Below are 24,156 nucleotides of genomic sequence, written 5' to 3'. Positions count from 1 at the left end.
GTCGACCACGCCATCGGCGTGCTGGACCGCACCCTCGGCCGGCAGGTCCCGGTCCTGGTCCACCTCACCGGCGGCACCCGCGCCGCCCTGGCCAAACCCACCCGCGTGCAGTAGACCGCACCACCCACCCACCACACCAGACCCCGGGAGACGCACCGTGCCTCCCGGCCGGTCCGGTGTGCCCACCGACCCGACCATCCCCAGCGGCAGGACGCAGTAGCGTCCTGCCGCTGGGTACGAGGAGACCTCCATGGCCGAGTGGCCGGTCGGAAGCGCGTGACGAGCTGACCGGCACCCGTGCGCGGGGCGCGTCGCCGCGGCGTCCCGCGCACGGACAGCCGCACGCTGTGCGGTCCCTCACGACCCGTTCACCTGCCGTCCCCCGAGCGGGGGTGAGCACGGCGCGAGACTTCCCACATGAAGTTCTCCGGCAGGACCAAGGGTCGGCGTCGCGCAGCAGCGTTCGTCGCCGCGGCAGGCATCTTCGCCGCCGCCGTCGCGGGCATCGCGACCTCCACCGCCTCAGCCGCCGACGCCAGCACAGCGCAGCGCGGGGCCACCATCACCTCGACCGGGCTGCGTCCCGGGCAGGTGAAGCACGTCTGGTTGATCATCCTCGAGAACAAGTCGTACGACGCGACGTTCACCGGGCTCAACCAGAACAGCTACCTCTGGAAGACGCTGCCCGCGCAGGGGGTGCTGCTGAAGAACTCCTACGGCACCGGCCACTTCAGCATGGACAACTACCTCTCCATGGTGGCCGGCCAGGCCCCGCAGGCCGACACGCAGGCGGACTGCAACGTCGTGAACACCCGCTTCGGGTCCGACCACAGTGTCATCCGCTCCGGCTCGGACAAGGGCCAGGTGCGGTCGCTGGCGAACGCTGCGCAGCCGAGCGGCGCGAACGCGCCCGACGGCTCGAACGGCTGCACCTACCCGCACGCCACGCCGACCCTCTTCAACCAGCTCGACGCCGCCCACAAGACGTGGAAGGGCTACGCGCAAGACCTCAGGAACCAGCCCGGTCGGGAGGACGGTGTCTGCGGTGCACCCGGGACAGCCGCGAACAACCCCGAAACGAACCCCACCTACCTGACCCCCACACCGGACCACCCCGCGCCCACCGGCGTGACGAGCTTCACCGGCGCCCAGGCGAACGACCAGTACGTCGCCAAGCACTTCCCGTTCCCGTGGTTCGAGGGGCTCACCGGCACCGCCGGCGCCCACGGTGCCGCGGCGAAGTCGCTCACCACGCCCGCCCAGGGCGGCACCGACTGCGACTCGGCGCACATCGCGAACCTCGACTCGTCCGCGAACGGACTCTTCCGCGACCTGCAGCACGAGAAGACCACCCCGGCGTTCAGCTGGATCACGCCGAACAACTGCAGTGACGCGCACGACGCGGTCTGCAAGGGCAACAACCTGTCCGGGTCGTTCACGAGCAGCGGGCAGCCGGTCTACCAGTCGGGCACGCCCGCGCCGGAGTCGACCACGCCGAAGAACCACACCGGCGGCCTGTACGCCTCGGACCTCTTCCTCAAGTACTACATCCCGATGATCGAGCGTTCGGCCGCGTTCAAGGACGGCGGCCTCATCGACATCACGTTCGACGAGGCGAACCCGCCGTTCACCTACACCGGCAACAGCTTCAACAACGCGGACCACTACGGACCGACGCTCTCCGACGAGCCGAACGCCTCCTCGGGCATCGCGGCCGACCGCGCCGGCGAGAACCTGTACGGCAAGAACGTCGCCTTCGAGCCCACCGGCCCGAACTCGACGCTCGGCAAGGACGCGAAGGGCAACCAGCTCTACCCGGGCCCCGGCGACAACGCCTTCATCGACCGTCCGCCGGTGTGCACGCAGACCTCTCCGACGCTCGTGCCCGCGAACTGCGTGCCCGGCATCGTCCGGGGCGGCTCGGGCAACACCCCCGGAGCCCGCACCGACGCCGTCGCCGCGAACACCGCGTCGAGCTACGTCTCCGACCAGTCGATCGTCGCGTCCGACACCGGCCGCGGCGTGGTCGACACGACCGACACGACCGGTCCCGGGGGCACCAGCCCGATCCCGGCGGACACCTTCGTCGGTGCCGTCAGCGACACCGGTCCGCAGTTCCCGACGACCTCCTCGGGTTCGGTCGTCAACGGCTCGTTCCAGCTCCTCGACGCCTCGGGCAACCCCGTCACGCCGACCGGGCCGGTCACGAGCCTCACGCTCAGTGCCGAGGGAGCGCCCGGGTTCCTCACCACGGGGCAGACCGCTGACCCGCTGTACGACGCCACCGACGCGACCCCCGGCGGCGGCGACACCGGCAGCGTGCTCATCAGTCCGCTCATCAAGCCCGGCACCGTGTCCACGACGTACTACAACCACTACAGCTGGCTGCGGACGATGGAGGACGTGTTCGGGGTGAGTCGAGGGGACGACCACCAGCGGCTTCCCGGCGGCACCGTCTCCGGCGGCGTCGACGGTCGCGGTCACCTCGGGTACGCGGGCCAGGCCGGCCTCGAGCCCTACGGACCGGACGTGTTCAACAACGCGAGGCACCGGTGACCCGCTCACGCACCGCGTCCCTCGCGGTCGCGGTGGCGGGGGTGGCAGTCCTCGCGGGGACGCTCGTCGGCTGCTCGTCGCACGCCGAGCCGAAGGTCGAGGACACCTACGGCGGCATGCCGGCGTACCTCGCGGGCATCCCGTCGACCACGGACGCGGTGCTCGACGGCACCGCGGCCCGGCCGGCCCTGACCTCCGAGGGGGACGCGGTCCGCGTGCACCTGCACGGTGGCGCGACGGTGCTCGCCACCGTCACCGGTCCGGTCGTCCCCGGTGAGGGGCTGCCGTACCAGGGCGAGACGACGACGTGCACGTGGACGGTGTCGCTGCGGGACGCCTCCGGCAGCGTGCCGGTCTCCCTGACCGACCTGACCACGACGGACCAGCTCGGGAACGCCTACCGGCTGTCTGCGGTCCCGGGGAAGGGGACACCCACGAGTGTGCTCCGCCCCGGGCAGCGCACCACGTTCGAGGTCCGCACCGTCATGAAGGTCGGCGAGGGTGTGCTGCGCTGGGCTCCCGGCGGCGGGAAGACCCTCGCCGAGTGGGACTTCGAGGTCGAGAACGACTGAGTGGCAGGGTCGATGACGCGACCGACGACCGGACGGGAGGCACGGGGCGGGTCCGCCACGTGCCTCCCGTCCGTCATGCGGTCACCGGCCCGACATCGCGGCGATCGCCTCGCTGATGGTCGCTCCGGGATGCGCCTCGCGCCACTCCCTGACCTCGCGGGGGTCGGGAGCAGCGCCCGGGGGAACGCGCGTCACGCCGATCACGCTCGGCGCGACGGCGGCGTACGTGATCGTGGCGAGCGCCCCGAGGCAGGCGTACGGCAGGCCCAGCGCGAGCCCGGCTCCGATCGTCGCCGCCGTGCCGCCCAGGATCACGAGCGCCGGCCGCCACCGGACCGGTGCCGTCACGGCTGCCGGTGCCGTCGGCGACGGAGCGCCGTACCGGACCAGAGCATCGCGGTGAACAGGGCGAGTGCGGCTCCGACCACGCTGCCCCAGTGGCCTGCGGTCGCGGGTGCGGTGGCGAGGACAGACCCCGCGACGACGAGCGCCGAACTGAGCGGCAGCGCGATCGGTACGCGCAACAAGAACGACTTCATGACGTCATCCCTCCCGTCAGACGCACCGCGGCTTGACCTTGCCACCTGCGAACGGGTAGACGCGCAGCTGCTTGGTGCCGCAACGGATCGCCCCGCTCCCGGTGATCGCCACCGTGGCCGCGGTCAGGATCGCGCCGACGACGACGCAGAACGTGCCTCCACTCACCGCGCACACGGCGGCCCCGAGCGCGAAAGCCGCACCACTGATGATCATGTTCTGGTCGGTTGCGTTGAAGCTGACGTAGGTGCCCCTCGAATCCTTGCCTGCACCGATCCGCTCGCCAGAGCGCTCGGTGACGAGGTCGAAGGTGAAGCCATCGCCGAGATCGACCGTCGTGGTCGTCGACCCGTCGGCGCCCTGGCTGTCCGCTACGACCAACCCGTCGGCCCTCGCCTCCGCGAGCGCGAGTGCGAGTTGCTCAGAGCTGACCGCAACTGCAGCTGAGTGAGCCTTTGCAGCCGTTCCAGGTCGAATGGTCGTCGTGTCAGCTGTCGCAGCCGGTGCGATGACGAGCGAACTCATGACCACGGCAGTAGCGAGCGCGAGGCTCGTGAGCGCTGTTCGGTTCGTCGACATTGTTCCCCCTTTGGGTCGTGAGACCGCCGCGTTGCGACCTCACGAGCGAAAGTACTCAGGTGAACGGTGAACGTCAAACGTGAGATTTCAGTCGGCTGGAAGCGCGGCGAGCTCCCGCGCCAGCGCCGCCACGAAGTCGTCGATGTCCTGCTCCGAGGTGTCGAACGAGCACATCCACCGCACCTCGTTCCGGCTGGCGTCCCAGTCGTAGAACCGGAAGTGCTCGCGGAGCCGATCGGCCACGCCCGCCGGCAAGGTCGCGAACACCCCGTTCGCCTGGGTCTCCTGGCTGAACCCGACGCCCTGGATGCTGCCGTCGGCGATGCCCGACTCGAGGGCGCCGCGGAGCCGGGCGGCCATTGCGTTGGCGTGCTGCGCCGAGCGGAGGTAGAGGTCGTCGGTGAGCAGGGCGATGAGCTGCGCCGACACGAACCGCATCTTCGACGAGAGCTGCATGTTGAGCTTCCGGAGGTAGTGCAGCCCTTCGGACGCCGACGGGTCGAGGACGACGACTGCCTCGCCGTACAGCAGGCCGTTCTTCGTCCCGCCGAAGCTCAGGACGTCGACCCCGGCGTCGGTGGTGAAGGCGCGGAGCGGGAGGCCGAGTGTGGCGGCGGCGTTCGAGATCCGGGCGCCGTCCATGTGCAGCTTCATGCCGAGGCCGTGCACGTGGTCGGCGATCGCGCGGACCTCGTCCACCGTGTACGCGGTGCCGAGCTCGGTGGTCTGCGTGATGGACACGACGAGCGGCTGCGCGCGGTGCTCGTCGCCCCAGCCCCACGCCTGCTGGTCGATGAGCTCCGGTGTGAGCTTGCCGTCGGGGGCGTCGACCGTGAGGAGCTTGATGCCACCGACCCGCTCGGGCGCGCCGGCCTCGTCGGTGTGGATGTGCGCGGTCGAGGTGCACACGACGGCACCCCACCGCGGGAGCATCGACTGCAGCCCGACGACGTTCGCGCCGGTGCCGTTGAACACCGGGAACGCCTGCGCCTGGTCGCCGAAGTGCTCGGTGAAGACCTCCTGCAACCGTGCCGTGTAGACGTCCTCGCCGTACGCGATCTGGTGGCCCTGGTTCGCCGCGGCGATGGCGTCGAGGACCTCCGGGTGGATGCCGGCGTAGTTGTCGGAGGCGAAGCCGCGGAGGTCGAGGTCGTGGAGTCGGAGGGTCACGCGTCGATCCTAGGTTCGGAGGCGGCGGGCTCGGGCCGGAGGGGGACCCGGACGCCGTTCACCGCGGTCGCCTCGGCGTCCCAGAGCCCGACGACCTCGTCCCCGAGGCGTTCCTCGAGGCCGTCGAGTGCCCGGACGACGAAGACGGTCGCTGCGGCGGTGGCCGGGGCGTCCTTCCGGAAGCCCTCAGCGACGGCCCGGGTCCAGGCGTCGGCCGCGGCCTTGGCAGCGGCGTAGTTCGCCGCTCCGGCGGTGGGGCGTTCGACGCTCGTCGACGACACGATCGCGAGGTGCCCGGCGGGCGAGGCCACGAGGTCGTCGTACAGGGCGCGGGTCGTGTTCCGGAGCGTGCGGAAGCCGCGGTCGAAGAAGTCCCAGTCCTCGTCGGACTGACCGGCGAGGCCGCCGCCGCCCCGCCATCCGCCGACGAGGTGGACCAGGCCGTCGACGTGCGTGCCGTCGGCCTGGAGGCGCGACACCAGTCCGTCGACCGCGCTGCGGTCCGCCAGGTCGCACCGCTGGGTCGTGACCTGCGGGACGGACGCGCGCAGTGCCTCCAGGCCGTCCTCCCTCGCGCCGACGGCGACGACCGCCGCACCGGCGGCGACCAGTGCTCGGGACACGGCCGCGCCGCTGGTGCTGGTCGCTCCCGCGACCAGCACCGTGCGGCCGGCGAGTGCGCCGCCGCTCACGCGGCGGCAGCCGGGGCGTCGTCCGTCGTCCCGGTGATGCCCGCGGTGGACTGGATGACGGTTGCCATCTTCTTGTTCAGCGCCTCGTAGAACATCGAGAGCGGGAACTCGTCGTCGAGGACGGCGTCCGTGTAGCCCTTCGGCGGCCCGGCGAGCGTCTCCTGCGGCAGCCCCTTCGCCCAGGCCGAGGCCGGGTGCGGGGTGAGGGTCTGCGTGAGCATCTCGTAGGCGGCGAGCCAGTGCGCCGACTTCGGGCGGTCGATCGAGCGCCAGTAGAGCTCGTTGATCTGGTCGCTCAGGGCGATGACGACGTCGGGGACGGCGTCCCAGTCGATCGTGAGCTGGGTGTCGGTCCAGTGCAGGACCCCGTGCTGGTGCAGCCACGCGAAGAGGAGCTGTCCGCCGAGCCCGTCGTAGTTGCGGACGCGGCTGCCGGTGATGGCGAAGCGGAACACCCGGTCGAAGAGCACCGCGTACTGGACGAGCTTCGCGTGGTCGCGGATCGAACGCCGGGCGTCCGACAGCTCGGCGTCCGGCACCGCGGAGAGCGACCGCTGCAGGGACACCGACTCGCGGAACGCCGTGAGGTCGCAGCGCAGCTCCTCGAGCGAGTAGAGGAAGAACGGCATCCGCTGCTTGATCATGAACGGGTCGAACGGCAGGTCGCCGCGCATGTGCGAGCGGTCGTGGATGATGTCCCACATCACGAACACCCGCTCGGTGAGCTCCTGGTCGTCGAGCATCGCCGCGGCGTCCGCGGGCAGCTCGAGCTTCGTGATCTCGGCGGCGGCGCGGACGACCCGGCGGTAGCGGGCGGCCTCGCGGTCCTGGAAGATGGCGCCCCAGGTGAACGCCGGGACCTCGCGCATCGAGACGGTCTCGGGGAAGAGCACGGCGGAGTTCGTGTCGTACCCGGGCGTGAAGTCGACGAAGCGCAGGGCGACGAAGAGCTTGTTGCCGTAGTCGCCGGCCTCGAGCTCGGCGATGAAGTCGGGCCAGATGACCTCGACGAGGAGGGCCTCGACGAAGCGCGAGGCGCTCCCGTTCTGCGTGTACATGGGGAACACGACGAGGTGTCCGAGGCCGTCGACCCGGTGCTGCTGCGGCTGGAAGGCGTTCAGCGAGTCCAGGAAGTCCGGGACGCCGAAGCCCTGGTCCTGCCACGCTGCGAAGTCCCGCGCGAGCAGGTCGAGGTACTCGGCGTCGTGCGGGAAGGCGGGGGCGAGCTCGGCGATCGCGGGGACGACCACGGCCAGCAGCTCGGTCGCGGCGGCGTGGTCGGCGGGGTCCGGGACGGAGCCGTCCGCTGCCTGGAGGCCCTGGAGCGTGACGACGGCGTCCTTGAGCCGGAGCCAGGCCGGGTGCGTGGCGACCCCGCGGACCGGGCGGTCCTCGACGACCTCGGGCTCTCCGACGATGGCGTCCTGGGTGAACCTCTGGACGAACTGCGACATCTCGAACCTCCCGTCGTTGGGCCGGCGTACATGGCCGGACCGCCTCGAACGGCGGTCCTGACGGAATCCTAATGAGGAGTCCGAGCGGCATTCTTGCCACTTTCCGGCGCTTTCCTGCGCGCCCGGGCAACCCACGCTCTGAACCGAGCGCGCGACGCTCGACATCGTGCGCGGAGTGGTCCTGACCCCCGTCCGGGACGGTCATCCTGCGGGATGATCCGCCTGGCCGACCGGTCTCGCTACGGTGACCTCGACCGCGTGCCGCTCGGGGCGTGCGCTCGCAGACAGGGGTACCCGACGTGGACCGTCACCACCGCCAGCTCCGCCCTCGCCGTCACCGCCGCGCGGATCGCACGCACCTGACCGTGGCCGTCGCCCTCGTCGCGGCGTCCGCCCTCGCCGGGAGCCTCGTCGCGCTGCCCGCCGTCGCCGCCCCGTCGGACGACCCGACGGCCGTCGCGGTCGGGAGCGCGTCGAGCGGCACGCCCGCGACGGCCGGGGCGACGGACACCCCCGGCGGTCCCGGTACCACGATCTCGACCGGTGCGGCGCCCGTCGCGTCCGGCCCCGGCTGGACCGTGACCCCGTCCGACGGCGGGTACACGGTCACCCTGACGCTCGACGAGCCGCTGCCCGTCCGCGCCGCGGCCCCGACGCTCGTGGTCGACGGCACCGACATCGGCGTCGCGACGACGAGCCTCGACCAGCGCACCCTCACGGTCACCACGACGGACCCGTCGGTGGCGGACGCGACGAGCGTCGTGCTCGGGTCGACCGGCGGCGTGCAGCGGCCGAGTGGCTCGACCCCGCAGGTGCAGACGAAGCCGCAGGCCGTCCCGCGGGAGACCCCGGCGCCGCTCGACGCCGACCCGGCCGCAGCGGGGCCGTACTCCGTCGTCCGTGCCGACTACGACCTCGGTGACCAGGCGGAGACGATCCGCGGGTTCGCCGGGCGCAAGGGAGAGATGCGTGCGGCGGTCTGGCTGCCGACGAACGCCCCCGGCAAGCGTCCGGTCGCGGTGTTCCTGCACGGCCGTCACGAGGTGTGCTCGGGCGGGACCCCGTCGAGGGCCGGCTGGCCGTGCGGCAAGGGGCAGACGGTGATCCCGAGCTACCTCGGCTACACCGCGGCGGCGCAGGCCCTCGCGAGCAACGGTGTCGTCGTCGTGTCGATCTCCGCGAACGCGATCAACGCCCTCGACGGCACCTACGCGGCAGACGGGGGCGCGGAGGCCCGCGGGCAGCTCGTCCTCGACCACCTCGCGCTCCTGCAGCGCGCGGACGCCGGTCAGGAGCCGAAGTTGTCGTCGAAGCTCGTCGGGAAGCTCGACCTCCGGCACGTCGGGCTCATGGGGCACTCCCGCGGCGGCGACGGCGTGGTCCGTGCGGCACTGCTCAACAGCCAGCGGAAGCAGCCGTTCGGCATCGTCTCGGTGCTGCCGCTCGCTCCGACGGACTTCGGTCGGACCACCCTGCCGGACGTCGACACCGCCGTCGTCCTGCCGTACTGCGACGGTGACGTGTCCGACCTGCAGGGGCAGCACTTCTTCGACGACTCCCGGACGGCGTACGGCGACGACGTCCTGCGCTCCTCCGTCCTCGTGATGGGCGCGAACCACAACTTCTTCAACAGCGTGTGGACCCCGGCCACCTACCCCAAGGAGTCCTCGGACGACTGGTGGGACGACTCCGACCCGGTGTGCGGCGCGAAGGCCAAGGGCACGACCCGACTGTCCTCGTCCGCGCAGTACGCCGTCGGCACGAGCCTGGTCAGCGGCTTCTTCCGCCTGACGCTCGGTGGCGAGCAGCAGTTCCTGCCGTACTTCGACGGCAGCGGACGGGTCCCGGCCGCGCTCGGGAAGGCGGACCTCCGGGTGACGGCGTCCCTGCCCGGGAGCACCCGCCGCGACCTCGCGCTCTTCACCGCGCCGGACCGCGCCGTCACGACGACCGGAGCGCTCCGGGCCGCCACGTGCGCGAGCTCGGACGGGATCGCCGTCACGGCCGCGCTGCCGACCTGCGTCTCCGGGGAGACCACCGCGCCCGACTACGTGCCGGCGTGGCTCGCACCGTCCGTCCCGGCGACACCCGCCCTCCACGTCACCCCGACCGGCAGCGCGACCGGCGGGGAGGTCCGGGTCGCCGTCAGCCCGTCCTCGGGCGACCTGTCGTCGTTCTCGGCGCTCTCGCTGCGCCTCACGCCCGACGACCGGGCGACGTCGGCCGCCGACGTGAGCGTCCGCCTGACCGACGCCGCCGGCGCGACGGCGAGCGTGCGGCTGTCGGACGTCAGCCGTGCCGGTGCGCTCCTGCCGGGTTCCCGGGACGCCGTGCGCAAGACGCTCCTGCAGGAGGCCCGCGTGCCGCTCGCCTCGTTCACCGGCGTCGACCTCACGAGCGTCCGGCAGGTCGCGGTCGTCGTGCCGAAGGGGAAGAGCGGCCTGCTGCTCAGCGACCTCTCCGTGGTGCCCGAGTCGTCGCTCGGGAGCCCGAAGGTGGTCGACCGCCCCAGCGTCCGCGTCGTCGACCGGTTCGTCGACGAGGGCAACGCCACCGGGACCACCCGGGTCGCGATCGTGCTCTCGCGGCCGGCGGAGCAGACCGCGACCGTGGCGTTCGACCTCGACGCCTACGACGAGACGGTGCGTTCGACGGTGCAGTCGGTCGTGTTCCAGCCCGGCGACACCTGCCGCTCGGTCGCGGTCACGAAGGTGGGGAACCGCCGCGCGTCGGAGTCGCCGACCACGGCCTACCCCCTCTCCGTGAGCCTCACGCAGGGCGGCGCGGTGCTCGGCACCGGGACCGGCACCCTGACGCTCCGCGAGGACGACGGCGTCACGGTCGACGGCCGGAAGCGGGCGTCCGCACCTCCCGTCGGCACGGCGGGTGAGGCGTGCGCCGAGGCGCAGGCAGCCAAGGGCACCGTCACCGCGAACCCGACCCAGCCGAAGCGCGGCAAGGGCGTCGCCCTCACGGCTCCCGGCTTCCGCGCCGGGGAGTCCGTGACGATGCGGATCGACGGTGGCGCGGCCCAGCGGGTGACCGCGAACGCGGCGGGCACCGCGACGGTCACGATCGGGACGACCCGGACCGTCGGGAAACACATCGTCTCCGCCCAGGGGTACGGCTCGGGTCGGACGGCCTCCGGGACCTTCACGGTCCGTCGCTGACGGGCCCGCCCCTGCGGCGGCGTGCGACTGACGTACTGGAGGCGCGGGTCGGGCCCGACCCGCGCCTCCAGTCCGGTGATCAGCCGGCCAGCGCCGTCGCGATCCGCGCGTCGCGCACCTCCGGTGCGTCCGCGAGCGTCGTCTTGACGAGCTCCGACCACTGGTCGACCAGGACCTCCGTCGCGTCCGCCTCGACACCGGCGAGGACGGCGTCGACCACCTCGCGGGGCGTGGCCTTCGGGCCCTCGTACCAGCGGGCGATGTCCGTGTCCGCCGCGCCGAGGTGCACACCGGTGACGAGCGTGCCCTGCTCGGCCAGTTCGAGCCGCGCGCTGTTCGTCAGCGCCCACTCTGCGGCCTTCGCCGCGTGGTAGGCGCCGGCGCCACTGATGCTGAACCAGCTCAGGGCGGACAGGACGTTCACGACCGCGCCGCCGCCGTTCCTGCCGAGGACGGGGGCGAACGCGCGGAGCATCGACGCGGTGCCCCAGAAGTGCGTGTCCATCTCGCGGTGTGCGAGCTCGAGATCGCCCGTGACGAGATCGGCCCCGGTCGAGATGCCGGCGTTGTTGACGAGCAGGGTGATGTCCTGCGCGCGCTCCGCTGCCGCCGCGACCTGTTCCGGGTCGGTGATGTCGAGCGCGAGCGGCACGACGCCCTCGAGGTCGATGGTCTCCGGCCGCCGGGCGGTCGCGTAGACGGTCGCGCCGCGTTCGACGAGCTGGCGAGCGAACTCGCGTCCGAGACCTCGGTTCGCTCCCGTGACGAGGGCGACGGCTCCGGTGATCTGCATGGTGGTGGTCCTTCCGTGTGGGTTGTACGGTGACCGTAGGACCTGACATCAGTGTCAGGTGCAAGCAAGGTGACGGAGGGCAGTGCGGAATGCGGATCGGCGAGCTCGCGGAGGCGACCGGTGCGAGCGTCCGGTCGCTGCGGTACTACGAGCAGCAGGGCCTGCTGCGGTCGGAGCGGACCGGCGGCGGGCAGCGGGACTACGCGGACGACGCCGTCGAGTACGTGCGGCTCATCCGGTGCTGCCTGCGCGCCGGGCTGCCGACGAAGGTGATCGCGGAGATCATGCCGTGCATGCACAGCGGCACGACGACCGGCTCGCAGCGGGCGTTGCTGCAGGGGGAGCGGGCGAAGCTGGCGGCGCAGATCGCGGAGCTGACCGAGCTGCGGGAGCGGCTCGACTGGTTCATCGACGCGGCTGAGGGGCGGGCGGAGTCGGCTGGGGCGACCGCGGCGTGACCCGCGCGACGTCACCCTTGTGCTGCCGCCACCGCTCGTGACGTGAAGTTGCGGAGGGCGTGGTGCATCAGGGCCCTGTCGCCGTTGCGGTGTGCGGCGACCGCGAGCTGGAGCGGCCCCGCAGCGCGGTGCACGCTCGCTCGGGCGAGCTCGTCGGGACGCAGGTCTCGTCGCAGCTCATCGGCAGGGAAGCTCCGGACGAGCCAGGACAGGTCGATCGCGGGGTCACCGACCGACGCGTGATCGACATCGATCAGTCCGATCGAGTGTGTCCCGACGAGGATGTTGAACGGATTGAGGTCTCCGTGGACGACCGTGGGCTCCGTGTCCGACTCCGCCCGGAGGAGCCTCGCGACCACTCCTCGTGCCAGTCCGCGCAGCGTCGAGGTGGGCAAGACCCGCGCCACCTCGTCCACGAGGGTCGGCCACTCGTCGCCACCGCACCAGTCGCGGACCGGCCGGAGCGCCTTCGCCTCCGGGAGGTCCGTCGGCACGCTCCTCAGCCGCTCCAGCACGGGCAGGTAGACCCGTCGTGCGTCCGCCCAGGTGGACGCAGCGAGCGCCGCACCGTCGATCCGCGTGGACACCGAGGCCGTCCAGTCCCGTGTCGATGTGGGCCCGAGCAGCGGCGCGGAGACGGTGAGTCCGTGCGGCAGACCGTGGAACCGCCGCGAGTTCCCGACCTCTGCCGATGTGCGCCGCGCGTGGTCGGTGCCGAAGGCCACCCGGACCGCGACCTCCTGCAGCAGCACCACGCCGTGGAAGGCTCCGTGCACGAAACGCCGATCGCGCCACCGAAGGGTGGGCCAGACCTGTTCGAGTGTGGCGGCCACGGGCGCCAGGTCGACCTCTCGGTGGTTCACCCGGTCACGCGGCACGGTCACCCTCTCGTCCGCCGCATCGTGGTCGGGGCGATGCCGTCACCATCGTCAGGGCTGGTGGCCGAGACTATGACCTCGGTCCGCACAACAGCGGACTGCGGCCGTGCCGAGGACGGTGTTACCGTCCCAGCGGAATGCCGAAGTTGCATTCTCAACCACACAGAATCGAGGCAGACATGGTCACCGACACTACTGCTCGCAACGGATCGTTCGCCCTCACCGGCCGCAAGCGCATTGGTGCGCTCCTGCTCGCGACCGCGGCCCTGATCACCGCGGGCATGTTCACGGGCGGTCCGGCGCACGCGGAGAAGATCGGCTCGCTCCTGACCTTCGGGTGCGGGAACAAGACGGCGCAGCTGAACTGGACGAGCACGGGTGAGATCCACCTCTTCGGGTCCGCCGACCGGGACTCCGCCGGGACGAACCTGCTCCGGATCGTCAAGAAGAACGGCACGTACAGCTACAACTCCGGCTACCACACCTTCACGTTCCAGTTCGGGGCCTCGACCGGCCACGTGACCAGTGCGCACGAGGTCTGCGTCGCGCAGAACTGATGGACGACGTCGGCACCGGCTCGTCGGACGAGCCGGTGCCGACGTCGAGCCGACGCCGATGGCGGTCCGCCTCCGACGCTGCCTTCACGCAGGGCATCGCCGCGCTCGTCGCGTCGCGCCGGCTCGAACGGGTGCACGCCGACGGACTCTTCGAGGCGGCGACCGACATGATGCTCGCGTCGGACCTCTGCACCCGAGCGGTCACCGTCAGCTGATCACGGCCGGTCAAACCGCCCCGCTCGTTCTCCGCCACACTGGCGACATGCTCTCGGTCCGCGTCTCCGCTCCCGCTCCGCTCGCGGAGGAGCTCCGAGCACGGCTGTCGACGGACCCGACCGTCTCGGACGTGACAGTCCTGCGCGGAGCCTGCCTCGACGGGCAGGGCGACCTGCTCCTCTTCGACATGGCCCGGGAGAACGCGAACAACGTCATGCGGATGCTCCGGCACGCCGGCGTTCCGGAGCAGGGCACCATCGCCGTGTACGACCCGGTGACGGTGGTGTCCGACGCCGCGGACGCCGCCGAGCGAGCAGCGCCGGGACACCCTGCCGACGGAGTGCTCTGGGCGCAGCTCGCGGACAGTTCCCGGGAGGACGCGCGCCCCTCCGTGTCCTTCTTCACGTTCCTCCTCCTGGCGACGCTCATCGCCGGTATCGGCCGGCTGCTCGACCAGCCCGTCCTCATCATCGGCGCGATGGTGGTCGGGCCGGAGTTCGCGCCGATCGCTGCGACCTGCTACGCCGTTGTCCGTCGGCGCTTCGGCATCGCGGGTACTGCACTGGCGACGCTCCTCGCCGGGTTCGCCGGCTCGGCGCTCGTGTCGTGGGGTCTCTGGGCTGCCCTCTACGCTGCAGGACTGATCACCTACGAGCAGGCGACGACCGGGCAGCAGACCGAGTTCATCGTCGCGCCGGACGGGTGGTCCTTCGTCATCGCGGCACTCGCCGGCATCGCGGGGGTGTTGTCGATCACCTCGGCGAAGCCGTCCGCGCTCGTCGGGGTGTTCATCTCCATCACGACCGTCCCCGCCGTCGGGACGGTCGGCCTCACCCTGGCGGTCGGCGCCTGGGACGAGGCGTCCGGCGCGGTGGTACAACTCCTCGTCAACCTCGCCGGGCTGCTGCTCGCGGGTACGGTGACGCTCGCGGTCCAGCTGCTCTTCGGGCGGTGGGTCGGTCGGCGGCTGCAGCATCTTCGGGCAGCCCGGAGATGACGATGCGCGCGGTCCGGGCGGTCTGCTTCGACCTCGACGACACGCTGTTCGACCACCGAGGATCGGCCCGCACGGGCGTCCGACGATTCCTCGGCCGACTCGGTGTCGACGTCGACGAGGTGGTCCTCGCGGAGTGGTCACGAGCCGAGGGCGAGCAGTACGAACGGTGGCGGACGGGCGAGATCGACTTCGCGGAGCAGCGGCGGGAACGGCTCCGCATCGTCCTCCCGCCCCTCGGCGTCGCGCTGCCGGCCGACGAGGCGGGGCTCGACGCGCTCTTCGACGACTACCTCGCCGCCTACCGGGGTACCTGGCGGGTGTTCCCGGACGTCGCGCCGCTGCTCCGGTCCCTCCGGCGGCGCGGGTACCGGATCGGCCTCCTCACGAACGGCTCCGAGGCGCAGCAGCTCGACAAGCTCGCCCGGACCGGCCTCGACGCTGCGTTCGACGCCGTGTGCATCTCGGAGCAGATCGGCGTGCAGAAGCCCGACCCACGCGCGTTCACGCTCCTCGCCGAGCGACTCGGGGTCGATCCGGAGGCATGCCTCTTCGTGGGCGACGACCCCGAGCGGGACGTCGCCGGCGCACGCCGTGCCGGCATGCGCGCGGTCCTCGTCGACCGTGCCGACCCCGGAGCGCCGGATCTGGCGACGGTGGTCGAGACGGCGCTCGACGCGGGCTGAACCGCGTCAGGCCGACGAGCCTCGGTTCAGACGGTCTGCCGCCTTGCCGAGCAGCCAGTTCACGGCCCAGCCGAGCACACCGATCACCGGCACGAAGAGAATCACGATCGTCCACACCCACTTGACGACGTCGCTCCGCCGAGGGCCGCGCCACACCTGCACGAGCGCGACCACGTCGAGTGCGAGCAACACCAGCAGGACGAGGACGTGGAAACCGGTCATCCCTGAGACCATGCGGTCTTCTCCTTCCCGCACCGGTGGCCCGGTGCGTCCGATCGACCCTACGGATCGGCTCACGCGATGTCGTCATCCGCTGGGGGGACCGGGCGGGAGGCACGGGGCGGACCCGCACCGTGCCTCCCGTCCGGTGCGACCCGGCCGTGCGCCGGGGGCGACCCGCCTCACCCGAGCAGGTGAGCGATGCGCGCCGCGCGCGCCGCGTTGTCCTGCGCCTCCGGCAGCTCGGTGCGGCTGACGTACCAGAGCGCCGACTCGACGAGCCGCGCGACCGACCAGGCGTGGATGCGGTCCGGGTCGAGGCCCGTCCGATCCGCGACGAGCGCTGTCCGGTCGACGACGGCGGCGAGCGGATCGGGCAGTGCGAACGGGTCGTCGACCTGCATGAGCAGCGGGCAGAGGTCGTAGGCGGGGTCGCCCGTCATCGGCTTCGGGTCGATCACGAGCCACGGCTCACGCTCCGCGGCGAGGACGTTGCCCGGGTTGTGGTCACCGTGCACGACGACCTCGTGCGGGGCGGTCCGGGGGAGTTCGCGGAGCAGCGCCACGCCCTGCCGCACCACCCCCGGGTCGAGCGGCGGCGCGAGGGTCTGCATCCGGCGTTCCGCGAGGTCCGCCCACTCGTCGCAGACGTCCACGAGCCGTTCGAACGGGGAGGAGTCGGGGGCACCGGCGGCCCAGAGCTGGGCGACGGCGTCCGCTCCGATCGTCAGCCGTTCCGTCGCGCCGAGGTCCTCCCGGTCGACGAGTCGTGTGCCCGGCTCGCAGCGCTCGAGGAGCATCACGAACGGGTCCTCCGGGTCGGACGCGAGCACGCGGACCGCGCCGCGGCCGTCCCACCAGGCGAGCGCGGCGGCCTCGTCGCGGGCCTCACGGTGCGGGAACGACAGCTTGAGCACAGCGGGAAGGCCGTCGGCGGTCGTCACGGCGCGGACGTGCGAGACGCTGCCGCCCGTGATCTCCGGACCGAGCCGGAGGCCCCACCGCGCGACGGCGGCCTCGAGCCGGTCCGGCACCGTCCGGCGCCAGTCGTCCTCCGTCGGCCACATGCGAGGGGTCAGTCGACCACCGGTGTGAGCCGCACCGGTACGGCCTTCGACACCGGGGTGTTGCTGCCCTCCGCGGCGCTGTCGAGCGGCACGAGGACGTTCGCCTCGGGGAAGTACGCGGCGGCGCAGCCCTTCGCGCTCGGGTAGGCGACGATGCGCTGGTCGCGGAGCACCCGCTCGACGTCGTCGTGCCAGACCGTGGTGACGTCGACGTGCTGCCCGTCCTCGAGTCCGAGCTCGGCGAGGTCCTCCGGGTTCACGAAGACGACGTGCCGCCCCTTCTTGATGCCGCGGTACCGGTCGTTGAGGCTGTAGATGGTGGTGTTGTACTGGTCGTGGCTGCGCAGGGTCTGCAGCAGCAGGGTGCCCTCGGGGCGCTCGACGTGTTCGAGCTCGTTGACGGTGAGCATCGCCTTGCCGGTCTTCGTGGCGAAGGTCCGCGAGTCGCGGGGGCCGTTCGGCAGCACGAAGCCCTCCTTGCTGCCGGCTCGGCGGGAATAGTCGTCGAAGCCCGGCACGACGTGGCTGATGTGGTCACGGATGACGCCGTAGTCGTCGCGCATGGCCTCCCACGCGATCGGCACCCGGTCGCCGAGGACGGCACGGGCGAGCTCGCAGACGATCGCGACCTCGGACCGGAGGCCTGGCGCGACCGGCGGCACCTGGCCGTGGCTGCCGTGCACGGAGCAGACGGTGTCCTCGACCGAGACGAACTGCGGTCCCGAGGCCTGGACGTCGACCTCGGTGCGGCCCATCGTCGGCAGGATGAGGGCCTCCTTCCCGACGACGGCGTGCGAGCGGTTCAGCTTCGTCGACACCTGGACGGTCATCTCGGTGCCGCGGAAAGGCGCTTCGGCGAGCTGGGAGTCGGAGATCGCGCCGACGAGGTTGCCGCCCATCCCCATCCAGAACCGCACGTCGCCGCGCTGCATGGCCTGGATGCCCTTGAGCGCGTCGACGCCGTGCTCACGCGGCGGGTCGAAGTGGAACTCCTGCGCCAGGGCGTCGAGGAAGGTGTCCGGCATCTGCTCCCAGATCCCCATCGTGCGGTCGCCCTGCACGTTGCTGTGGCCGCGGATCGGGGAGGCGCCGGCGCCGGGCTTGCCGATGTTCCCGCGGAGCAGCAGGAGGTTGATGATCTCCTTGATCGTGTCGACGGCCTTGGTGTGCTGGGTGATGCCCATCGCCCACGTGATGATCGTCCGCTCCGAGCGCAGGTAGCGGTCGGCGAGCTCGTCGATCTCGGTGAGGGACAGGCCGGTGGCGCGGACGACCTCGTCGTCGTCGACCTGCAGGATGTGCTCCACGAACGCGTCGTAGCCGCTGGTGTGCTCGTCGATGAACGCCCGGTCCACCACGGTGCCCGGGGCCGCCTGCTCGGCGAGGACGACCCGCTTCGCGACCGCCTGCAGCAGCGCCATGTCGCCGCCGAGCCGGATCTGCAGGAACTGGTCGGCGATCTGGGTGCCGTGGCCGACGACCCCGCGGACGCGCTGCGGGTTCTTGTAGCGGCGGAGGCCGGCCTCGGGGAGCGGGTTCACGGCGACGATCTCCGCGCCGTTCTGCTTGGCGTCCTCGAGCGCGGTGAGCATGCGCGGGTGGTTCGTGCCCGGGTTCTGCCCCATCACGATGATGAGCTCGGTCCGCTCGAAGTCGTCGTACGCGATGGTCGACTTGCCGATGCCGACGACCTCGGCCATCGCGAGGCTCGTCGACTCGTGACACATGTTCGAGCAGTCCGGCAGGTTGTTCGTCCCGAAGGCCCGGACGAAGAGCTGGTAGACGAACGCCGCCTCGTTCGAGGTGCGTCCGGAGGTGTAGAACGACGCCTGGTCCGGGCTGTCGAGGCCGTTGAGCTTCGCCGCGATGAGCTCGTAGGCACGCTCCCAGCTGATGGGCTCGTAGTGGTCCTTCCCCGCGGGCTTCCACACCGGCTCGGTCAACCGACCCTGCATGCCGAGCCAGTACTCGGTCTTGTCGGCGAGGTCGTCGACGGAGTGCTCCGCCCAGAAGGTCCGCGGCACGGTGACCGGTGTGGCCTCCCACACCACGGCCTTGCCGCCGTTCTCGCAGAACTCCGCGGTCTTGCGCTCGTCCGGGTCCGGCCAGGCGCAGCTCATGCAGTCGTAGCCGCCCTTCTGGTTCAGGGCGAGCATGAGCTTGGCGGTCCGCGCGGCACCGAGCTGTTCGAGCGCGGGCCCCATCGAGTGCAGGACGCCGGGGACCCCGGCGGCCCAGTCCTTCGGCGCACCGACCTCGATCCCAGCGTCGGTCACGTCGTCGGTCGGGGGCTGCTTCGTCATCGTGCGCTCACGGTCTCTCGGTCGCTGCTGCTGTCGGTGGTGGTGTCGGGTTCGACGATGCGCTCGGGGCGGCTGTAGACGACCATGCTCTGGCCGCGGAGGAACCCGATGATCGTGATGCCGACCTCCTTCGCGAGGTCGACGGCGAGCGACGACGGTGCGGACACCGCGGCGAGCACCGGGATCCCGGCCATCGACGCCTTCTGTGTCAACTCGAAGCTCGCGCGGCCGCTCACCATGAGCACGGTGCCGGTCAGGGGCAGTCGCCCTTCCTTCACCGCCCAGCCGATGACCTTGTCGACGGCGTTGTGCCGACCGACGTCCTCGCGGAGGACGAGCATCCGCCCGGTGCGTCCGTCGAAGAGCGCTGCGGCGTGCAGGCCGCCGGTCTTCTCGAACACGGCCTGCTCGTCGCGGAGCAGGTCGGGGAACGTCGCGAGGAGCGCCGGGTCGAGCACGAGGTCGTCGTGCAGGACGGCGTGCTGCGAGGTCGTGCGGACGGCGTCGATGCTCGCCTTGCCGCAGAGCCCGCAGGAGCTGGTCGTGTAGAAGGCACGCTCCAGGCTCGGGTCCGGCGCGGGGACACCGGGCGCGAGGGTGACGTCGAGCACGTTGTACGTGTTGAGCCCCTCCTCGGTCGCTCCGGCGCAGTACCTGGCAGCGAGGAAGTCGTCACCGCGTGCGATGACCCCCTCGGACACGAGGAAGCCCGCGGCGAGGTCGACGTCGTTCCCCGGGGTCCGCATCGTGATCGCGAGGGATGAGCCGCCGACCCGGATCTCGAGCGGCTCCTCGACGGCGAGCAGGTCCTCCCGGACCGACCGCGAGGTGCCGACGGTGATGCGGGTGACCCGCTTCCGTGCGGTGATCCGGTTCATGGCTCGGGTCTACCACCCGCACCCGTCGCCCACCAGTGCGGTGCGGGTCACGTCCACGGCAGCCGGAGTGACGGCACGACGGCACCGGCCCGCACGCCGCCCGCCTCGACGACCGCCAGCCCGTCCGCGTCCGCCAGCCCGCGGAGCATCGCCGGCGACTGGTGGGTGGTCGGCACCGCGCCGTCCGGCGTCGACCGGTACGCGAGGACGAGTGCACCCGAGCGTTCGTTCGGTACGTCGGCGGCGATCGCCACCCGGCCCGGCTCGTCGAGGGCACGTCCGGTCATCCCGGCCACGAGCGGACCGCCGAGCAGCACCGCGCCGACCATCGCCGCCATCGGGTTGCCCGGCAGGCAGAGGTACAGCGTCCGACCGCGTCGGGCGAGCATCGTCGGCCGTCCGGGGCGCACGTCGACGCGGTCGACGACGAGTTCCGCGCCGATCCGTCCCAGTGCGCCGCGGACGTGGTCGGTCGACGACCCGGCCGTCCCGCCCGTCGTCACGACCAACCGCTCGGCGGCGTCACCGAGCACCCGTTCGGTCGCCGCGAGGTCGTCGGACACCCGCACGGCGGTGCCCGTCGACGCACCGAACCCCTGCAGGACGGCGGGGAGCGTCATGGTGAACACGTCCCGGACCCGACCGGGTTCCGGGACACCCCGCCCGACGATCTCGTCCCCGAGCACGGCGACGCGGACGGTCGGCGCGGGGACGACGTCGAGGTCGTCGACGCCCGAAGCGGCGGCGAGGGCGATCCGGGGCGGTGTGAGCACGGTCCCCGCGGCGAAGAGCAGCTCCCCGACGGAGACCTCCTCGGCCGCGGGCCGGACGTGTCGACGGATCCCGACGGTGTGCCGCACGAGCCGTCCGTCGACGACGTCGGCGTCCTCCGAGCGCACGACCGACGTCGTCCCGGGCGGGATCGGCGCCCCGGTCGTGATCGGCCGCGCCCGACCCGCGTCGAGCCGCTCGGCCGACGGAGCCGCCCCGGCGACGATCGCGGCGCCGAGCGACCACGGGCCCTCGCCCGCCACCGCCCAGCCGTCCATCGCGGCGCCGTCGTGGCCGGGCACCGCGCCGGAGGCGGTCAGGTCCGACGCGAGCACCCGCCCGAGACCGTCCGCGAGGTCCACCCGGACCCCGAGCTCGCACAGTGCAGCCCCGGCCGCGTGCGCCGCTGCCCGGGCGTCGGCCCACTGCACCGGGTCGCCGTTCACGCTCCGTCCTGCTCGGCGCGCGCCGCGGCGAGGCGGGTCGCGGTGGCGACGGCGTCGGACAGGTCCTCGGAGCTGCCGCCGCGGAGCCCGGCCGCGTACCCGACGAGGAACGTCGTGAGCGGCGCCGCCGGACGGGCGACCCCGTGGGCGGCATCACGCGCGAGGTCGAGCACGACACCGATGTCGATGGTGGCGTCCGCGGGGAGCCCGAGCGCCTCGGCGAGCTCGGCCTTCCACGCGGCGAGGACGTCGTCTGTGGTCATGCCGCCAGTCAAGCAGTGCCGGGGGCACCGGGCATCTCGATGGGCTCAGGTGAGCCGTCCGGCGTCGTCCGGGGTGTCGACGTCCGCGCAGAGTGCGGAGGGCACGGGGACCTCGACGAGCGTGAGCGGAGCCGTCAGCCGACGCAGCGACGCACCGACGACCTCGTCGAGGCTGTCGACCGCAGTCCGGAGGGGCGTCGACCGGTACAGCGCCAGGAGCGGCTGGCGGCGTCCGTCGTCGTCGACCGTGACCCACCCGTCCCGCTCTGCATCGTCGCCTGCAGGATCGACGGCTCGGAGCAGGAGCGTCACGGCCTCCACCGGCCGGACCAGGTCGCAGGCCAGCACCAGCGTGAGCGGGGCGCCCGCCGGGACGGCACCGAGGCCCGCGGCGAGCCCGCTCACCGGACCGCCGAACGGCGGGTCCTCACGGACGAGCACGATCCCGGTCGGCGTCCGGGCGTCCTCCCTCGACCCCACCAGGACCGTCCGCCGGGCGCCGGCGGCGGCGTGCACCGCGCGGTCGAGCAGGGTGTCACCGGGCGCGCCGAGCGCGGTCTTGTCGATGCCCCCGAGACGCGCGGCGCGTCCGCCTGCGAGCAGGACGGCGTCGAACGACGGGAGGGCGGACACGTCCGCACGCTACCGGCCTGGAGGCACGGCTCGACTCCGCCACGCACCGCTCGACCGCACGCGGGCCGTGTCGCGGCACGTGGCCGGTCCGCGCTCAGTGGCAGCGTTCCAAGGTGAAGGACGGCTCGGCGTCGAACCCACCGCGGCCGGTTCCGGACGGGCCGCTCGACGTGGACGTCGACCCCCAGTGCCGCACGGTCGTGCACCCGAGCGCGTCGGACGCCTGCACGACGGGGTCGCTGCTCGTGGCCGAGGACGCGACGACGAGGAGCCGGTCGGTCCCGGTCGCGACGAGTCGCTCGATCTGGGCCGCGGTGAACACCGGCACGTGCCCGGAGAACCCGCCGTCGGTGAGGACCTCACGCCCGGTGTCGCCGATGACGTCCGCGGAGATGCGCCACGAGTCGGACAGGAAGAGTGGCCGGCCGTCCCGTCCGCCACCGTCCTGCTCGGCGGTCCGGACCAGGGCGGCCTCGGCGGGCGTCAGCGTCGAGTGGCCGCCCCAGACGTCCGGCGTCGAGATGCGGAAGGCCGAGCTCGGGACGACGCTCCGGTCGGCTCCCGCCATCCCCTGTCGGGCGAGCGCGAACGCCCGGTTCGGGGTGTGGCCGCCGAACGCGAACGCGCCGTTGCCGGTCCCCACCGACGCGTCACCGCCGCTGCCGTCCCGTGCCGCGTCGAGGGCCTGCAGCGAGAAGCAGGCCGGCCCGGCGACGACCGCGGCGACGAGCAGTGCCGTCCTCGCCCGTCGCCCGCGCGTGCCGGTCCGCACGGAGACTCCGCCCCAATGCACGAGCAGTGCGATGAGCGCGGCGATCGTCAGCCCCACCGCCACCGCGCCGAGCACTACCGGTTCGGCGGACGACCGCGCGAGCCACGTCCACCAGGCGCCCTGCACCACGAGGAGCCCGACCGGGACGGCGCGGAGCCGTCGGTCCGCAGCGTCGACCAGTGACACCGCGCCCCACCAGCCGACCGCAGCGAGCACGGCGAGCTGGACGCCGATGCCGGCGACGTAGGCGGTGTGCGGGAGACGCATGACGGACAGCACCGCGAGCGCGGTGACCAGCCACACGGAGACCGTGACGAGCGCTGCGAAGGCGGGACGTGCCTCCCGGCCGGTGCGACGCGGCCACCACCGGACCGCGCCGATCCCGATCCCGGCGAGCGCGGCTGGCCACGACCAGCCCACCTGCGAGGCGTACCGCGGCGAGAAGAGCTGCAGGAGGGTCGTCCCGGTGCGGTGCCGCACGCCGCCGAGGCCGTGGAAGCCGTGGGCCAGGTGGGCACCGGCGCGGGCGAACGCGCCGCCGAGCGCGCTGACGGCGCCCGGCCAGGCGCCGGGGAGGAATCGGTCGACGCCGTTGTACCCGAACACCATCGCGAACATGCTGTTGTCCGTCGAGCCGTCGACGTAGGGGCGGTCCGCCGTCGGGAGCAGCTCGACCACCACCGACCACGCGAGGCTCGCGACGAGCGTCGACGCGACGAGCACCCCGACGTGCCCGAGCGTGCGACTCCACCGAGCGCCCGGGGCCGACAGCGCCACCACCGTCCCGACGACGAGTGCCGGGACGACCAGCCATGCCTGGAGCATCTTCGCCTGGAAGCCCACGCCGACGAACAGCCCCGCGAGCACGAGCGGCCACCAGCGCCCGGTCAGGGCGGCACGCTGCCACCAGACGAGCGCGACGGCGAGGGCCATGGTGAGGAGGCCGTCCTCCATCGGGTGCCCGAACATCGACACGAAGATCGGGGTGGCCGCCGCGAGGGCAGCCGCGACGAGGCCGACCCGCGCGCCGGCCCACCGCAGCCCCACGACCGACACGGCCACCGTCGTGACCGCGCCCTCGATCACCTGCGGCAGCGCGAGCGCGGCCGTGGACATGCCGAACAGGTGCACGCTGATCGCCTGGGGGACCGCGAAGCCCGCGAGCTTGTCGAGCGTCACGGTCGCGCCGGGATCGAACGAACCGCTGAGGAAGGCGGGCAGGGACTCGGACATCGAGCGGGCGGCGGCGGCGTAGAAGTCCGAGTCGCCGCCCCGTGCGAGGTTCCAGCTCGTCAGGACGGCGCCGAGCACGACGACGAGGATGAGGACGGCGAGCTGGCGCCGCGGCTGGTGCAGCCAGCGGGCGGGACGCGCACCGGTGCGGTCGGGCATGGTCATGACGGCAATGTGCTGCGCGCATCGATGAGGGAGCCGGAGATCCGCCCGGGTCCGGCAGCGGGTTCGTTCAGGTCGTCCCCGCCGGTAGCGTGGG

Annotated in this window: 24 protein-coding genes; 8 read left to right on the top strand and 16 right to left on the bottom strand. The window is 72.3% G+C overall.

Annotated features, from left to right (window positions below):
- The first annotated feature begins 417 nt into the window (after positions 1-417).
- Together ACIPYW_RS17270 and ACIPYW_RS17265 are read left to right on the top strand one after the other, a co-directional pair.
- On the top strand, positions 418-2,556 hold the full coding sequence (locus ACIPYW_RS17270) for a hypothetical protein (RefSeq protein WP_400415772.1): 2,139 nt from the start codon (positions 418-420) through the stop codon (positions 2,554-2,556).
- Positions 2,553-3,128, top strand: a complete 576-nt coding sequence (locus tag ACIPYW_RS17265; RefSeq protein ID WP_400415769.1) for a hypothetical protein — start codon at positions 2,553-2,555, stop codon at positions 3,126-3,128. The genes ACIPYW_RS17270 and ACIPYW_RS17265 overlap by 4 nt, the downstream gene beginning before the upstream one ends.
- An 81-nt stretch (positions 3,129-3,209) precedes the next feature.
- On the opposite strand, the gene ACIPYW_RS17260 is transcribed toward ACIPYW_RS17265, so the two are convergent.
- The 6 genes from ACIPYW_RS17260 to ACIPYW_RS17235 all read right to left on the bottom strand — a co-directional run bounded on the left by ACIPYW_RS17260 (position 3,210) and on the right by ACIPYW_RS17235 (position 7,560).
- Positions 3,210-3,476, bottom strand: coding sequence for a hypothetical protein (locus ACIPYW_RS17260; RefSeq protein ID WP_400415768.1), 267 nt, complete (start codon positions 3,474-3,476; stop codon positions 3,210-3,212).
- Positions 3,473-3,667 carry a hypothetical protein gene (locus tag ACIPYW_RS17255; protein ID WP_400415765.1) on the bottom strand — a complete coding sequence of 65 codons (195 nt, stop codon included), beginning with the start codon at positions 3,665-3,667 and terminating at the stop codon, positions 3,473-3,475. Before ACIPYW_RS17255 ends, ACIPYW_RS17260 begins: the two co-directional genes overlap by 4 nt.
- Positions 3,668-3,683: 16 nt before the next feature.
- Positions 3,684-4,190 (bottom strand): hypothetical protein, encoded by a 507-nt coding sequence (locus ACIPYW_RS17250; RefSeq protein WP_400415762.1) that lies wholly within the window; start codon positions 4,188-4,190, stop codon positions 3,684-3,686.
- A 141-nt stretch (positions 4,191-4,331) separates the two neighbouring features.
- Positions 4,332-5,414: a threonine aldolase family protein gene (locus ACIPYW_RS17245; protein WP_400415759.1), complete on the bottom strand. Its 1,083-nt coding sequence runs from the start codon at positions 5,412-5,414 to the stop codon at positions 4,332-4,334.
- Positions 5,411-6,106 (bottom strand): SDR family NAD(P)-dependent oxidoreductase, encoded by a 696-nt coding sequence (locus ACIPYW_RS17240; protein WP_400415756.1) that lies wholly within the window; start codon positions 6,104-6,106, stop codon positions 5,411-5,413. Before ACIPYW_RS17240 ends, ACIPYW_RS17245 begins: the two co-directional genes overlap by 4 nt.
- The gene (locus ACIPYW_RS17235) at positions 6,103-7,560 is read right to left on the bottom strand and encodes a DUF6421 family protein (RefSeq protein WP_400415754.1); all 1,458 of its coding nucleotides are present in this window, start codon (positions 7,558-7,560) and stop codon (positions 6,103-6,105) included. The genes ACIPYW_RS17240 and ACIPYW_RS17235 overlap by 4 nt, the downstream gene beginning before the upstream one ends.
- A gap of 365 nt (positions 7,561-7,925) precedes the next feature.
- Between ACIPYW_RS17235 and ACIPYW_RS17230 the strand changes: the two genes are divergently transcribed.
- The gene (locus ACIPYW_RS17230) at positions 7,926-10,730 is read left to right on the top strand and encodes a hypothetical protein (protein WP_400415751.1); all 2,805 of its coding nucleotides are present in this window, start codon (positions 7,926-7,928) and stop codon (positions 10,728-10,730) included.
- A gap of 79 nt (positions 10,731-10,809) precedes the next feature.
- Here ACIPYW_RS17230 and ACIPYW_RS17225 read toward each other — a convergent pair whose 3' ends face one another.
- Entirely contained in the window at positions 10,810-11,523 is a 714-nt protein-coding gene (locus tag ACIPYW_RS17225) for an SDR family oxidoreductase (RefSeq protein WP_400415748.1), read from the bottom strand.
- Positions 11,524-11,612: 89 nt separating this feature from the next.
- On the opposite strand from ACIPYW_RS17225, the gene ACIPYW_RS17220 reads away from it, so the two are divergent.
- Positions 11,613-11,981 (top strand): MerR family transcriptional regulator, encoded by a 369-nt coding sequence (locus tag ACIPYW_RS17220; RefSeq protein ID WP_400415745.1) that lies wholly within the window; start codon positions 11,613-11,615, stop codon positions 11,979-11,981.
- A gap of 11 nt (positions 11,982-11,992) precedes the next feature.
- Here ACIPYW_RS17220 and ACIPYW_RS17215 read toward each other — a convergent pair whose 3' ends face one another.
- The gene (locus ACIPYW_RS17215; protein ID WP_400415744.1) at positions 11,993-12,757 is read right to left on the bottom strand and encodes an aminoglycoside phosphotransferase family protein; all 765 of its coding nucleotides are present in this window, start codon (positions 12,755-12,757) and stop codon (positions 11,993-11,995) included.
- Positions 12,758-13,038: 281 nt separating this feature from the next.
- On the opposite strand from ACIPYW_RS17215, the gene ACIPYW_RS17210 reads away from it, so the two are divergent.
- From ACIPYW_RS17210 to ACIPYW_RS17195, 4 genes are read left to right on the top strand one after another with little or no spacing between them, the layout of a single operon-like run.
- Positions 13,039-13,416 (top strand): hypothetical protein, encoded by a 378-nt coding sequence (locus ACIPYW_RS17210; RefSeq protein WP_400415741.1) that lies wholly within the window; start codon positions 13,039-13,041, stop codon positions 13,414-13,416.
- Entirely contained in the window at positions 13,416-13,631 is a 216-nt protein-coding gene (locus ACIPYW_RS17205) for a hypothetical protein (protein ID WP_400415738.1), read from the top strand. The genes ACIPYW_RS17210 and ACIPYW_RS17205 overlap by 1 nt, the downstream gene beginning before the upstream one ends.
- A gap of 47 nt (positions 13,632-13,678) precedes the next feature.
- Entirely contained in the window at positions 13,679-14,629 is a 951-nt protein-coding gene (locus tag ACIPYW_RS17200; RefSeq protein WP_400415736.1) for a DUF389 domain-containing protein, read from the top strand.
- Between the two features lie 2 nt (positions 14,630-14,631).
- Positions 14,632-15,312, top strand: coding sequence for an HAD family hydrolase (locus ACIPYW_RS17195; protein ID WP_400415734.1), 681 nt, complete (start codon positions 14,632-14,634; stop codon positions 15,310-15,312).
- A gap of 6 nt (positions 15,313-15,318) precedes the next feature.
- On the opposite strand, the gene ACIPYW_RS17190 is transcribed toward ACIPYW_RS17195, so the two are convergent.
- From ACIPYW_RS17190 to ACIPYW_RS17155, 8 genes are all read right to left on the bottom strand, one after another.
- Positions 15,319-15,534 (bottom strand): PLDc N-terminal domain-containing protein, encoded by a 216-nt coding sequence (locus ACIPYW_RS17190; RefSeq protein ID WP_400415731.1) that lies wholly within the window; start codon positions 15,532-15,534, stop codon positions 15,319-15,321.
- Positions 15,535-15,713: 179 nt separating this feature from the next.
- Entirely contained in the window at positions 15,714-16,598 is an 885-nt protein-coding gene (locus tag ACIPYW_RS17185; RefSeq protein WP_400415729.1) for an aminoglycoside phosphotransferase family protein, read from the bottom strand.
- A gap of 8 nt (positions 16,599-16,606) precedes the next feature.
- On the bottom strand, positions 16,607-18,901 hold the full coding sequence (locus tag ACIPYW_RS17180; RefSeq protein WP_400415727.1) for an FdhF/YdeP family oxidoreductase: 2,295 nt from the start codon (positions 18,899-18,901) through the stop codon (positions 16,607-16,609).
- Positions 18,898-19,779: a formate dehydrogenase accessory sulfurtransferase FdhD gene (fdhD, locus tag ACIPYW_RS17175; RefSeq protein ID WP_400415726.1), complete on the bottom strand. Its 882-nt coding sequence runs from the start codon at positions 19,777-19,779 to the stop codon at positions 18,898-18,900. Before fdhD ends, ACIPYW_RS17180 begins: the two co-directional genes overlap by 4 nt.
- A 47-nt stretch (positions 19,780-19,826) precedes the next feature.
- Positions 19,827-20,996: a molybdopterin molybdotransferase MoeA gene (locus tag ACIPYW_RS17170; protein ID WP_400415724.1), complete on the bottom strand. Its 1,170-nt coding sequence runs from the start codon at positions 20,994-20,996 to the stop codon at positions 19,827-19,829.
- The gene (locus tag ACIPYW_RS17165; protein WP_400415723.1) at positions 20,993-21,259 is read right to left on the bottom strand and encodes a DUF6457 domain-containing protein; all 267 of its coding nucleotides are present in this window, start codon (positions 21,257-21,259) and stop codon (positions 20,993-20,995) included. The genes ACIPYW_RS17170 and ACIPYW_RS17165 overlap by 4 nt, the downstream gene beginning before the upstream one ends.
- Positions 21,260-21,304: 45 nt before the next feature.
- A complete protein-coding gene (locus tag ACIPYW_RS17160) occupies positions 21,305-21,892 on the bottom strand; it encodes a molybdenum cofactor guanylyltransferase (RefSeq protein WP_400415722.1) in 588 nt (195 codons plus the stop codon).
- A 94-nt stretch (positions 21,893-21,986) separates the two neighbouring features.
- Positions 21,987-24,062 carry an ArnT family glycosyltransferase gene (locus tag ACIPYW_RS17155; protein WP_400415720.1) on the bottom strand — a complete coding sequence of 692 codons (2,076 nt, stop codon included), beginning with the start codon at positions 24,060-24,062 and terminating at the stop codon, positions 21,987-21,989.
- Between the last annotated feature and the right edge of the window lie 94 nt (positions 24,063-24,156).

The sequence above is a fragment of the Curtobacterium sp. NPDC089689 genome (assembly GCF_044749145.1).
In the GTDB taxonomy this organism is placed as follows: domain Bacteria; phylum Actinomycetota; class Actinomycetes; order Actinomycetales; family Microbacteriaceae; genus Curtobacterium.
This window is presented reverse-complemented; position numbering and strand designations above follow the sequence as displayed.

Excerpts from the sequence above, each read along its gene's own strand:
- ACIPYW_RS17270 (WP_400415772.1), top strand. The coding sequence starts at position 418 with ATGAAGTTCTCCGGCAGGACCAAGGGTCGGCGTCGCGCAGCAGCGTTC.
- ACIPYW_RS17255 (WP_400415765.1), bottom strand. The coding sequence starts at position 3,667 with ATGAAGTCGTTCTTGTTGCGCGTACCGATCGCGCTGCCGCTCAGTTCG.
- ACIPYW_RS17250 (WP_400415762.1), bottom strand. The coding sequence starts at position 4,190 with ATGAGTTCGCTCGTCATCGCACCGGCTGCGACAGCTGACACGACGACC.
- ACIPYW_RS17235 (WP_400415754.1), bottom strand. The coding sequence starts at position 7,560 with ATGTCGCAGTTCGTCCAGAGGTTCACCCAGGACGCCATCGTCGGAGAG.
- ACIPYW_RS17225 (WP_400415748.1), bottom strand. The coding sequence starts at position 11,523 with ATGCAGATCACCGGAGCCGTCGCCCTCGTCACGGGAGCGAACCGAGGT.
- ACIPYW_RS17220 (WP_400415745.1), top strand. The coding sequence starts at position 11,613 with ATGCGGATCGGCGAGCTCGCGGAGGCGACCGGTGCGAGCGTCCGGTCG.
- ACIPYW_RS17210 (WP_400415741.1), top strand. The coding sequence starts at position 13,039 with ATGGTCACCGACACTACTGCTCGCAACGGATCGTTCGCCCTCACCGGC.
- ACIPYW_RS17205 (WP_400415738.1), top strand. The coding sequence starts at position 13,416 with ATGGACGACGTCGGCACCGGCTCGTCGGACGAGCCGGTGCCGACGTCG.
- ACIPYW_RS17200 (WP_400415736.1), top strand. The coding sequence starts at position 13,679 with ATGCTCTCGGTCCGCGTCTCCGCTCCCGCTCCGCTCGCGGAGGAGCTC.
- ACIPYW_RS17195 (WP_400415734.1), top strand. The coding sequence starts at position 14,632 with ATGCGCGCGGTCCGGGCGGTCTGCTTCGACCTCGACGACACGCTGTTC.
- ACIPYW_RS17190 (WP_400415731.1), bottom strand. The coding sequence starts at position 15,534 with ATGACCGGTTTCCACGTCCTCGTCCTGCTGGTGTTGCTCGCACTCGAC.
- ACIPYW_RS17185 (WP_400415729.1), bottom strand. The coding sequence starts at position 16,598 with ATGTGGCCGACGGAGGACGACTGGCGCCGGACGGTGCCGGACCGGCTC.
- ACIPYW_RS17180 (WP_400415727.1), bottom strand. The coding sequence starts at position 18,901 with ATGACGAAGCAGCCCCCGACCGACGACGTGACCGACGCTGGGATCGAG.
- fdhD (WP_400415726.1), bottom strand. The coding sequence starts at position 19,779 with ATGAACCGGATCACCGCACGGAAGCGGGTCACCCGCATCACCGTCGGC.
- ACIPYW_RS17165 (WP_400415723.1), bottom strand. The coding sequence starts at position 21,259 with ATGACCACAGACGACGTCCTCGCCGCGTGGAAGGCCGAGCTCGCCGAG.
- ACIPYW_RS17155 (WP_400415720.1), bottom strand. The coding sequence starts at position 24,062 with ATGACCATGCCCGACCGCACCGGTGCGCGTCCCGCCCGCTGGCTGCAC.